The organism is Actinomadura sp. 7K507 (assembly GCF_004348425.1).
Taxonomy (GTDB): domain Bacteria; phylum Actinomycetota; class Actinomycetes; order Streptosporangiales; family Streptosporangiaceae; genus Spirillospora.
Genome location: NZ_SMKK01000015.1, coordinates 56,171 through 66,907 on the forward strand (window position 1 = coordinate 56,171; position 10,737 = coordinate 66,907).

Genomic DNA, 10,737 nt, shown 5'->3' on the forward strand with positions numbered 1-10,737 from the left:
TTCAATCCTCCTCTGTCGTCCGGCGCACCAGATCGGCGAAGTAGTGGTGCACGCGGAAATCGCCTGTCAACTCCGGATGGAACGCGGTCGCCATGAGGCGTCCCTGACGGACGGCGACGATCCTACCGACGTTCGGGCCGCTCTCGGCGCGTCCGAGGATCTCGACGGCGTCGCCGACGGACTCCACCCAGGGCGCGCGGATGAAGACGGCGTGGTACGGCGTGTCCCCCATGCCGGTCAGGGGGACGTCGGACTCGAACGAGTCGACCTGCCGGCCGAAGGCGTTGCGCCGCACGGTCATGTCGATCCCGCCGACCGTCTCCTGGCCCGCCGCGCCGTCCCGGATCCGGTCCGCGAGCATGATCATGCCGGCGCAGGAGCCGTAGGCGGGCAGTCCGGCCTCGATCCGCTTGCGCAGCGGCTCCAGCAGCTCGAACGAGCGCGCCAGCCGCCACATGGCGGTGGACTCGCCGCCCGGCAGGACGAGGCCGTCCACCCGCTCCAGCTCCTCGGGACGGCGCACGTCCAGGGTGCGCGCCCCGGCCGCCTCCAGGGCGCGGGCATGCTCGCGCACGTCGCCCTGCAGGGCGAGGACGCCGATCGTCGGCACAGCGGTCACGTCGAAACCTTCCGGGTGCGGGGGGTGTTTCAAGCCTAGACGCCGACTACAACGCCCCTCGGCCGCGCGGGCTTCCGGAACGCGCGTCAGACGTGCTTGAAGCGGCGGAGCGGCAGTTCCAGCGGAAGGAAGCCGTCCTTGCCGCGGTCGGCGATGCCGCGGCCGAACATGTGCGCCTCGGCGAGCGCGAGCCCGAACTCCTCCGGGTCGAACGGCAGCGGGACGTCGTGGGCGCCGGCGTCGATGCCCCGCCAGAACGGCGCCTCGGCGGGCAGCCGCTCGCCCTGGTCGACGACGACGCCGTCCTCGGCCGTGACGAACACCTCCCGGAGCAGCTCGCCGGACTCGTACCAGCGGAACCAGCAGCCGCGGATGACGGTGTGCAGGACGAGGACGCCGCAGCGCGAGCCCGGCAGCGCGGCCGCGGCGGTGTCGGCGATCCGGCGGGCGTCGTCGTCGAGGCAGAACAGCCGCCGGTCGCACAGCAGCAGCGCACGTTCGAACGCCCCGACGAACAGCTCGTCCTCGTACGGCCAGAGCGCGAAGTCCAGGACCGTGTCACCGGTCTCGGTCAGGGTGTCCGCCGGGTAGAGGCCGCGCGCGATCGCCGCGGCGGCGTCCGGATCGGGCACCAGGCCCGGCCGGAACACCTCGGTGGGTTCACCCGCGCTCGCGCACGCCAGCGCGACCGACCAAGCCATGCTCTCCCCTCCCGCGGCCGGGCACCGCCCAAGGGCCCCTGATACCGAGCGCCGGGGTGCCCTCGCCGGCCGCGCCGCCAGCGTAAACCCTGTACGGGCGCGCTGTGGAGTGGGGGACGGCGTTCCCGGCCCCGGGACACCCGCGGGCGGCGACCGTCGCGGGCGCCGCCCTCACCGGCGCGTCCGCGTCACCAGCCGCGGCCCGCGAACCTCTGGTCGTCGCCGAGGACGGCGGCGTTGATGCCGACCATGGCCTCGCCGAGACCGCGGGACACCTTGGCGATGACGCCGGGGTCGTCGTGGAAGGTGGTGGCCTTGACGATGGCCTCGGCGCGCTGGGCCGGGTTGCCGGACTTGAAGATCCCGGAGCCGACGAAGACGCCCTCGGCGCCGAGCTGCATCATCATGGCGGCGTCGGCCGGGGTCGCGATGCCGCCCGCGGTGAACAGCACGACGGGCAGCTTCCCGGCGGCCGCGACCTCCTTGACCAGCTCGTAGGGGGCCTGGAGCTCCTTGGCGGCGACGTACAGCTCGTCCTCCGGCAGGGTCTGCAGCCTGCGGATCTGCTGCCGGATCTGGCGCATGTGCGTGGTGGCGTTGGAGACGTCGCCGGTGCCGGCCTCGCCCTTGGAGCGGATCATGGCCGCGCCCTCGGTGATGCGGCGCAGCGCCTCGCCGAGGTTGGTGGCGCCGCAGACGAACGGGACGGTGAACGCCCACTTGTCGATGTGGTTGTCGTAGTCGGCCGGGGTGAGCACCTCGGACTCGTCGACGTAGTCGACGCCGAGGGCCTGCAGCACCCGCGCCTCGACGAAGTGGCCGATGCGGGCCTTGGCCATGACCGGGATGGACACCGCGCTGATGATCCCGTCGACCATGTCGGGGTCGCTCATCCGGGAGATGCCGCCCTCGGCGCGGATGTCGGCGGGCACCCGCTCCAGGGCCATCACGGCGACCGCGCCCGCGTCTTCGGCGATCTTCGCCTGCTCGGGCGTGACGACGTCCATGATCACGCCGCCCTTGAGCATCTCCGCCATGCCGCGCTTGACGCGGGCGGTCCCGGTCTCGGGCGCGGCGTTGTCGGGGGCGGGACTGGAAGTGGACACGGGTTTTCCTTACGTGGAAGGACGACAAGTCCTTTCCATGGTATTGCCTGCTCGTGGGACCTCTCGACCCGCCACAGTGTCAACGCGCGGCGCCCGCGGCTTACAGAGTGGCGGTTGACGGGGCGTCAGGCGCCGTCCCTACGGGGTGCGGGGCCTGCCGTCGTTGACGAGGACCATCCAGACCTGCCCGGGGGCGAAGTTCATCGGCTCGCCGCGCGCGGTGGTGAAGGTGGTCCCCTCCTTGTCGGACGGCCGCGACCACTTGGCGTCGTAGGACTTCCCGTCGCGCAGGACGCGGGCCCGCCCGCTGCCGGTGGTCTTGATCAGCGGCGTGTAGTTGCCGAGGAAGTCGTGGAACTTCGACCGGGTCGTCTCGGCGTACTGGATGACGACCGTCTCGCCGCCCAGGCGCCCGCCCTCGGCGGCGCGGTCGGGCCGGCCGCCGAAGCTGGCGAGCCACCGCTTGTGCTTCTTCGACCAGGTGAACCCCATGCTGGCGGACGGCCAGCGTGCGGTGAAGGACCTGGTCGGCTTGCCGCCGGCCGGGGCGTCCCCGAAGCGGAAGCCGATATCGCGGGCCTTGCCGGCCTTTGGCGCCTCCTTGAGCAGGTCCTTGGGGTCGGCGTAGAGGTTGTACGGGATCGGCTTGGACCCGGACCGGAAGTAGGCGCCTCCCGCGTTCTCCTGTGAGATGTCGTACACCGGCGCCTTGCGGATGTGCTTCTTCATCTTGCTCTGGACGCCGGAGAACGCGAACGCCGGCCGGCCGAACTGCGGCAGGATGTGCAGGTCGGAGATGCGGGCGCTGCGGACGGGCCCGACCCGCTTCGGCAGTTGCGAGGAGTAGACCGTCATCAGCCGGGTCTCACCGCCCTCGACCTGCTCGACGTAGACGATGTCGGCGGCCTTCACCCCGCTCTGCGGGAGCGCGGGCCGGGTGTTCTCGATCTTGACGGCGAGGACGGGGTTGCCGATGCCCTTCCTCTCGCCCGTGAACGGGTGCGTCTCGGGCACGGGCGTCTCGCTTTGCTGGGGCCCGCCGGTGCTGCGCGGCGGCGGCGCCGTCTCCGGGCCGCCCGGATCCGAGCAGGCCGACAGGGCGACGCCGAGGACGAGGGCCCCGAGAGCTGCTGCCGAACGGCCCCGGACGGGGGTGTCCCAGGCGGATCGCACGATGAACCCTCCCTTGTACGGTCTGCCAGAGGGTAGCGAACGCGACCGGATGCGCCCGCCCGCACAGCGGTACGGCCGGACGGCCCGAAAGTGATCGATCCGGCCGCGATCCCGGACGGCGGGGCCCGGTCAGATCCCGGGCGGGTCGTCGTCGATCTCGAAGAAGTCCGGGAGGGGGGCGCGCCCGGCGAGCGGCAGGACGCGGATGAGCAGCTTGCGGCGGGCGATCCTCGCCTGGGAGACGGCGTCGTTGTAGAACCGGCGGGCATAGGCGACCTTCGCGGCGGCCGCGGACAGCTCGTCCAGCACCCCCTCCGCCGCTCCCCTGGCGCTGAGGCTGCCGACGAACTCGGGCTGGTCGACGACCGCGCGCAGCGCCCGCGACAGGTCGCTCTCGGCGAACTCGCGGTTGTCGGCGTCGGCGGTGCGGGCCTCGTGGGCGGCGGTGGCCAGCACCAGGCTGGTGGCCGGGTCCAGCAGGCGGGACGCGGCCAGCTCGAGCGTGGCCGCGGCCCGCCGGACCAGCGCGGCGTCCAGCGCGGCGCGGGCGGTCTCGACGCGGACGTGCAGCCGGTCGAGCCTGGTGGCGCGCCACGACACGTACACGCCCACCAGGAACACGACGGCGATCCAGAACAGGACGTCGATGATCCAGTCGTACATCCGGCGATCCCCTACTGACTCGACACGGCCCGGCTGACCACAGCCTGGCCGACCACGGCCCGGCTCGACACGGCGCGGCTGGACACGGCGCGGCTGACCACGGCCCGGCTGGACACGGCTAGGCGCCGAGGCCCGACTCGACGACGCCGGCGGCGCCGAAGGCGACCGTCTCGTACACCCGCACCACGTCCCGGGCCACCGCCGACCAGTCGTAGTCGCGGACGGCGGCGCGGGCCTCGGCCGACAGCTGCTTGCGCCTGGCCGGGTCGTCGAGCAGCTCCCCGGCCGCCGCGGCGAGGGCCTCGTGGTCGCCCACGGGGAACATCGCCCCGGCGCGGCCGCCGCGCAGCACCCGGTCGAACGCCTCGATGTCGCTGGCCAGGATCGGCGCGCCCGCCGACATGGCCTCGGCGAGCACGATCCCGAAGCTCTCCCCGCCGAGGTTGGGCGCGACGAACACGTCCACGGAGTGGTAGGCGCGGACCTTGTCCTGCTCGCTGACCAGGCCGAGGACGGCGACCCGGTCGCGCAGTTCCGGTGAGACGCGCGACACCACGTCGTCGGCGTCGCCGGGCCCGGCCAGCAGCAGCCGCAGGCCGGGCCGCCGCCGGCCGAGGATCTCGAACGCGCGCAGCAGCACGTGCAGGCCCTTGCGGGGCTCGTCCATCCGGCCGAGGAACCCGAGGACCCCCCCGTCGCCGGAGCCGGGAGGGGCGTCCCCTCGCCCCGGCCAGCCGGGCAGCGGAGCGGCCATCGCGTACCGCTCGGTCGCGACGCCGTTGGGGATCAGCACGGCGTCGCCGCCGAGGTGCTCGACGAGCGTGGTGCGGGCCGCCTCGGAGACCGCGATCCGGCCGGTGATCTTCTCCAGCGCGCTCTGCAGGATCGGCGCGGTGACCGACATCGCCCGCGACTTGACGTGGGACGCGTGGAAGGTGCCGACGATCGGGCCGTCGGCCGCCCAGCAGGCCAGGAGCCCGAGCGACGGCGCGGCGGGCTCGTGGACGTGCAGCACGTCGAAGCCGCCCTCGTTGATCCAGCGCCGGACGCGCCCGGCCGACAGGAACCCGAACGCCAGCCGGGCCACCGATCCGTTGTAGGGGACGGGGACGGCGCGCCCGGCGGACACGACGTAGGGCGGCAGCTCCGCGTCGTCGTCCGCGGGCGTGATCACCGACACGTGGTGGCCGAGCGCGATGAGCGCCTCGGCGAGGTCGCCGATGTGCTGCTGGACGCCGCCCGGGACGTCCCAGGTGTAGGGGCAGACGATGCCGACCTTCATCGGCCTCCGTCCGCCAGGTCCTCGACCCAGACCTTCTGCAGCATGTGCCAGTCCTCCGGGTGCGCGGCGATGCCCGCTTCGAAGACGCCCGCGAGCTCCTGGGTCATGGCCTGGATCTTCTCCTGCCTGCCGCCCTCGCCCGGAACCTGGATCTCCTCGTGGACGCGCGCCGCCCAGTACTCCCCCTCGTACCAGAGTGTCACGGGAATGAGCGCGGCGCCGGTCTGGACGGCGAGCGCGGCCGACACCGCCGGCATCCGGGCGGTGGCGCCGAAGAACTCCACGTCGATCCCGCTCTCGGTCAGGTCGCGGTCGACGACGAGGCACACCGGCCTGCCGGCGCGGAGGCGCTGGGCCATCCGCCCGTAGGCGGAGGCGCCCTTGTGGGCGAGGACCTCCATGCCGAGCCCTTCCCGGAATTCGACGAACCGGTCGAACAGCGACTCGGGCTTGAGGCGCTCGGCGACCGTGGTGAACGGGTACCCGCAGTGCACCAGCCATGCTCCGGCGTGCTCGTAGTTGCCCATGTGGGGCAGGGCGAGGATGACGCCGCGCCCGGCGTCGAGGTTGGTGAAGATCTCCTTCTCGCCGGTCACCCGCATCCTGCCGAGGATGCGCGTCCGGCTGTACTCGGGCAGCCGGAACACCTCCAGCCAGTAGCGGAAGTAGGAGCGCAGGACCTTCTTGCTGAGGACGCGGACCTCGTCGTCGACGGCGTCCTTGCCGAGGACGCGGCACAGGTTCCTCTCCAGTTGCCGGACACCCGTGCCGTGGCGGTGCCAGGTGCGGTCGGCGAGCGCGGTGAACGCGAGCCGGGCCGCGGCCTCGGGCATCTTGCGGACGATCGTCCAGCCCGCCGCGTAGGCGGCGTCGGTCACCTCGTCGCGCAGCGACGCGCGGTCCGCGCCGCGCCCCGCACCACCGTCCGGCCCGCGAGCGTCGCTCATGGACGCGGCTCCGGCTCCGGCGCGGGCGCGGCGCCGTCCTTCGCCTGGACGTAGACGGTGGCGAACCGCTGCCCGATCGTGATCGTGCTCAGCGCGGCGAGGACCCACAGCGCGACGGCCAGGATGTAGGGGACGCCGAGCCCGTCGAACCCGGCCGCGACGAGGGCGACGATCAGCCGTTCGGCGCGCTCGGCGATGCCCACGTCGCAGGTGTAGCCGAGACCTTCGGCCCTGGCCTTGGCGTAGGACACCACGACCCCGGCGACCAGGCAGTACAGGGCGACGCCGGCGAGCGGCTCCTGGCCGTCCCGGTACAGCCCGATCATCAGCCCGGAGAAGATCGCGGCGTCGGCGACCCTGTCCATCGTGGAGTCCAGGAACGCGCCGAACTTCGAGATCTTCCCGGTGACGCGGGCGACCGCGCCGTCCAGCATGTCGAACAGGACGAAGGCGGTGATGACCATCGTCCCCCAGAAGAACTCGCCGCGCGGGAACAGCACGAGCGCGCCGGCGGCGACGCCCAGCGTCCCGATGACGGTGATGGCGTTGGGCGAAACCCTGGTCCGCGCGACCGCGTGTCCGACGGGGGTGAGGACGCGCCCCAGCGCGGGCCTGATCCTGTTGAGCATCGCCGTCCGTTCTCGTGTCTCGGGGACAGGCCCCCGGCGGGCCGCCGCGGCGCGCCCATCGTAGTGCGGACGTGTCCTACCAAGGGGCGCACAGGGTGGTCAGGGCGGGTTTGGTCTGCGCGCGCCCGGGACAGATCACGGTTGATTGCCCTTCACCCCTTGTGATCCCGCCCATCACGGGAAAAGGTATTGATACGGGTGTGACGTCGGTCACGCACGTTGGACGAGGTCGGACGCCGCACTCGGACGTCAAGGCCGGGCCCTCCGGGCCGGGCCGCAAACGCACGCGGGCCTGCACGCGAGAGACCCGTCCGAGGAGGAGTCATGGCGGACAAGGGAGGCCACCCGGGTGCCCCCGGCAGGGCACCGGAGGCCGGCGGGTGCGACAAGGTACGGAACGTCGCGCTGGTCGGCCATTCCGGGGCCGGTAAGACGACGCTCGTGGAGGCGCTGCTCGCCGCCACGGGCACGCTGCAGCGAGCGGGACGGGTCGAGGACGGCACGACCGTCAGCGACTTCGACGAGGTGGAGGTGCGCCAGCAGCGCTCGGTGAACCTCGCCCTCGCCCCGTTCTCCTACGGCGGCATGAAGATCAACCTCATCGACACGCCGGGGTACGCCGACTTCGTCGGCGACCTGCGGGCCGGGCTGCGCGGCGCCGACGCGGCGCTGTTCGTGATCTCGGCGGTGGACGGCATCGACGGCCTGACCAAAATGCTCTGGGAGGAGTGCGCGGCGGTGGGAATGCCCCGCGCGATCGTCATCACCAAGATCGACCAGCAGCGCGGCGACTACGACGACGTGGTCATGACCTGCCAGGACGTCTTCGGTGAGGGCGTCGCGCCGCTGTACTTCCCGGCCGGCGGCGGGGACGGGCTGAAGGGCCTGATCGGGCTGCTGTCGCAGCGCTGCCTCGACTACTCCACCGGGCAGCGGACCGAATGCGACCCCGACCCGCAGTACCTGGACCAGATCGCCGAGCAGCGCGCCTCGCTGATCGAGGGCGTCATCCAGGAGAGCGAGGACGAGTCCCTCATGGACAGGTACCTGTCCGGGGAGGACCTCGACGTCAAGGCGCTCATCCAGGACCTGGAGACCGCGGTGGCGCGCGGCAGCTTCTATCCCGTCCTCGCGACGTCGGTCCCGCACGGCGACCATCCCGGCCCGGTCGTCGGCATGCTGGAACTCCTGGAGGTCATCACCCAGGCGTTCCCGTCGCCCCTCGAACACGGCATCCCCCCGGTGACCCCGGTGAAGGGCGGGCCGCCGAGGGAACTGTCCTGCGACCCCGAGGGGCCACTCGTCGCCGAGGTGATCAAGACCACGTCCGACCCGTACGTCGGGCGGATCTCGCTGGTCCGGGTCTTCTCCGGGACGCTGCGGCCGGACACGACGGTGCACGTCTCCGGGCACGGCATGGAGGAGCGCGGGCACGAGGACCACGACGTCGACGAGCGGGTCGGCGCGCTCACCTCACCGCTCGGCAAAACGCAGCGCACGGCCTCGTCGTGCATGGCGGGCGACATCTGCGCGGTGGCGAAGCTCACCCGCGCCGAGAGCGGCGACACCCTGTCCGATCCGGGCTCGCCGGTGGTGATGACGCCATGGTCGATGCCCGACCCGCTGCTGCCGGTCGCGATCCGCGCGAAGTCCAAGGCCGACGAGGACAAGCTCAGCCAGGCGCTCGGCCGGCTCGTCGCCGAGGACCCCACGCTGCGGCTGGAGAACAACTCCGAGACGCGGCAGCTGGTGCTGTGGTGCATGGGCGAGGCCCACGCCGACGTCCTGATCGACCGTCTCAAGACCCGGTACGGCGTCGAGGTCGAGCGGGTCGAGCTGCGGGTTCCGCTGCGGGAGACGTTCGGCGGGACGGCCAAGGGGCTCGGGCGCCACGTCAAGCAGAGCGGCGGCCACGGCCAGTACGGCATCTGCCACGTGGACGTGGAGCCGCTGCCGTCCGGTGAGGGCTTCGAGTTCGTCGACAAGATCGTCGGCGGGGTGGTGCCGCGGCAGTTCATCCCGTCGGTGGAGAAGGGCGTCCGGCAGCAGATGGGACGCGGCGTGTCCGCCGGGTACCCGCTGGTCGACATCAAGGTCACCCTGCACGACGGCAAGGCCCACTCGGTCGACTCGTCCGACATGGCGTTCCAGGCGGCCGGGGCGCTCGCGCTCAAGGACGCGGCGGGGGCGGTGCCGATCCTGCTGCTGGAGCCGGTCGACGAGGTGGAGGTCTTGATCGCCGACGAGTACGTGGGCGCGATCATGTCCGATCTGACCTCCCGGCGCGGCCGGGTGCAGGGCTCCCAGGCGGTGCCCGGCGGCCGCACCATGATCAAGGCCGAGGTGCCCCAGCTGGAGATCATCCGCTACGCCATCGACCTGCGGTCGATGTCGCAGGGCACGGGCACGTTCAACCGCACGTTCCTGCGCTACGAACCGCTCCCGTCCCATCTGGCCGACAAGGTCGCCGCCGGGTCCAGGGACTCATAGGACCCGCGGGAAACCCCGCGGCGCGTGCCCAGGGTCCCGCCCGGTCCCGCCGGGCGGGACCCTCACGCCGCCGGCCAGGCGTCGGCCAGCATCTGCCTGGTGTCGCGCAGCAGCTGCGGCAGCACCCGGGTGTGCCCGACGACCGGCATGAAGTTGGTGTCGCCGCCCCAGCGCGGGACGACGTGCTGGTGCAGGTGCGCGGCGATCCCCGCGCCCGCGACGAGGCCGAGGTTCATGCCGACGTTGAAGCCCTGCGCGCCGCTGCACTTGCGCAGCGCGGTCAGCGACCGCTGGGTGAACGTCGCGAGCTCCAGGTACTCCGGCCGGTCCAGGTCGGCGTAGTCGGCGACGTGCCGGTACGGGACGACCATCAGGTGCCCGGAGTTGTAGGGGTAGAGGTTCAGCACCGTGAACACCGACTCGCCGCGGGACACGACGAGGCCCTCCTCGTCGGACATGTCCGGGATCTCGCAGAACGGGCAGCCGTCGTCCCCGCCCGCTCCCGTCGGCCGGCCCTCGCCCTTGATGTAGGCCATCCGGTGCGGGGTCCAGAGCCGCTGGAAGTTGTCGGGCGTGCCGGCGCCGCCCCTCTCCTCCTCGTAGCGGGGCACGCGCTCGTTCCCGGCACCGGGCGCGTCCTCGCGCCCCTGCTGCACCACGGACTCCTCCGGCTCTGCGCTCAACGCGGCGGTCTCCTTTTGTTCACGGCCTGACCAGCAGCATAGAGAGAGACGCCCAGGAGGCTGTAGCCGGGACCGGAACCCCGGGGCCGTCCAAGTCGCGGCGCGGGTACGTCACGCGCCGACGCGGGCGTAGCACGTCTGCATCGACACGCCGACGGAGACCGTCGTGACCTTGACGCGCTCGACGAGCCGCGGCGCCACGCCCCTGAAGTGGAACGTGTGCGGCCGGCCGCCGCCCGAGACGGTGGTCTGCTGGGACTCCGGCGCCCGCCCGCGCAGGACCAGCTCCGCGCGGATCGCCCCGCTGGAGGACACCGTGACGACGACGTCCACACCGGTGCGGGTGGAGCGGTAGGACGCCGTCCCTCCCGGGCACCAGGTGATGCCGTCACTGCCGCCCTGGTCGGGGATCTGCGGCCCGCCGCCCTGCACACCGCCCTGCCC

Annotated in this window: 11 protein-coding genes; 1 reads left to right on the forward strand and 10 read right to left on the reverse strand. The window is 72.4% G+C overall.

From position 1 onward, the window contains the following. Window position 1: 1 nt before the first annotated feature. The 8 genes from pdxT to pgsA all read right to left on the reverse strand — a co-directional run bounded on the left by pdxT (window position 2) and on the right by pgsA (window position 7,120). Window positions 2–619: a pyridoxal 5'-phosphate synthase glutaminase subunit PdxT gene (pdxT, locus tag E1285_RS05840; RefSeq protein ID WP_132148827.1), complete on the reverse strand. Its 618-nt coding sequence runs from the start codon at window positions 617–619 to the stop codon at window positions 2–4. Between the two features lie 86 nt (window positions 620–705). Beyond that, a complete protein-coding gene (locus E1285_RS05845) occupies window positions 706–1,320 on the reverse strand; it encodes a hypothetical protein (RefSeq protein ID WP_132148829.1) in 615 nt (204 codons plus the stop codon). A gap of 188 nt (window positions 1,321–1,508) precedes the next feature. Further along, window positions 1,509–2,426, reverse strand: a complete 918-nt coding sequence (gene pdxS, locus E1285_RS05850; protein WP_132148831.1) for a pyridoxal 5'-phosphate synthase lyase subunit PdxS — start codon at window positions 2,424–2,426, stop codon at window positions 1,509–1,511. A 138-nt stretch (window positions 2,427–2,564) separates the two neighbouring features. After that, the gene (locus E1285_RS05855) at window positions 2,565–3,599 is read right to left on the reverse strand and encodes a DUF3048 domain-containing protein (RefSeq protein WP_132148833.1); all 1,035 of its coding nucleotides are present in this window, start codon (window positions 3,597–3,599) and stop codon (window positions 2,565–2,567) included. Between the two features lie 129 nt (window positions 3,600–3,728). Continuing rightward, a complete protein-coding gene (locus E1285_RS05860) occupies window positions 3,729–4,262 on the reverse strand; it encodes a hypothetical protein (RefSeq protein ID WP_132148835.1) in 534 nt (177 codons plus the stop codon). A gap of 118 nt (window positions 4,263–4,380) precedes the next feature. After that, complete coding sequence (locus E1285_RS05865) at window positions 4,381–5,544, reverse strand: glycosyltransferase family 4 protein (protein WP_132148837.1); 1,164 nt, start codon at window positions 5,542–5,544, stop codon at window positions 4,381–4,383. Then, window positions 5,541–6,491: a phosphatidylinositol mannoside acyltransferase gene (locus E1285_RS05870; RefSeq protein ID WP_132148839.1), complete on the reverse strand. Its 951-nt coding sequence runs from the start codon at window positions 6,489–6,491 to the stop codon at window positions 5,541–5,543. Before E1285_RS05870 ends, E1285_RS05865 begins: the two co-directional genes overlap by 4 nt. Then, window positions 6,488–7,120, reverse strand: a complete 633-nt coding sequence (gene pgsA, locus E1285_RS05875; RefSeq protein ID WP_132148841.1) for a phosphatidylinositol phosphate synthase — start codon at window positions 7,118–7,120, stop codon at window positions 6,488–6,490. Before pgsA ends, E1285_RS05870 begins: the two co-directional genes overlap by 4 nt. A gap of 324 nt (window positions 7,121–7,444) precedes the next feature. Between pgsA and E1285_RS05880 the strand changes: the two genes are divergently transcribed. Further along, window positions 7,445–9,610 carry an elongation factor G-like protein EF-G2 gene (locus E1285_RS05880; RefSeq protein ID WP_132148843.1) on the forward strand — a complete coding sequence of 722 codons (2,166 nt, stop codon included), beginning with the start codon at window positions 7,445–7,447 and terminating at the stop codon, window positions 9,608–9,610. Window positions 9,611–9,672: 62 nt separating this feature from the next. Here the strand turns inward: E1285_RS05880 and E1285_RS05885 are convergent, their stop codons facing one another. After that, window positions 9,673–10,221 (reverse strand): HIT domain-containing protein, encoded by a 549-nt coding sequence (locus E1285_RS05885; RefSeq protein WP_243722587.1) that lies wholly within the window; start codon window positions 10,219–10,221, stop codon window positions 9,673–9,675. 183 nt (window positions 10,222–10,404) lie between these two features. Continuing rightward, window positions 10,405–10,737: hypothetical protein (locus E1285_RS45355; protein ID WP_165966476.1), on the reverse strand; the 333-nt coding region annotated here is incomplete at its 5' end.

What these genes read in the sequence shown, in the direction of transcription:
- E1285_RS05845 (WP_132148829.1), bottom strand. Translation starts at nt 1,320, where the DNA reads ATGGCTTGGTCGGTCGCGCTGGCGTGCGCGAGCGCGGGTGAACCCACC.
- E1285_RS05865 (WP_132148837.1), bottom strand. Translation starts at nt 5,544, where the DNA reads ATGAAGGTCGGCATCGTCTGCCCCTACACCTGGGACGTCCCGGGCGGC.
- E1285_RS05880 (WP_132148843.1), top strand. Translation starts at nt 7,445, where the DNA reads ATGGCGGACAAGGGAGGCCACCCGGGTGCCCCCGGCAGGGCACCGGAG.
- E1285_RS05860 (WP_132148835.1), bottom strand. Translation starts at nt 4,262, where the DNA reads ATGTACGACTGGATCATCGACGTCCTGTTCTGGATCGCCGTCGTGTTC.
- pgsA (WP_132148841.1), bottom strand. Translation starts at nt 7,120, where the DNA reads ATGCTCAACAGGATCAGGCCCGCGCTGGGGCGCGTCCTCACCCCCGTC.
- E1285_RS05870 (WP_132148839.1), bottom strand. Translation starts at nt 6,491, where the DNA reads ATGAGCGACGCTCGCGGGCCGGACGGTGGTGCGGGGCGCGGCGCGGAC.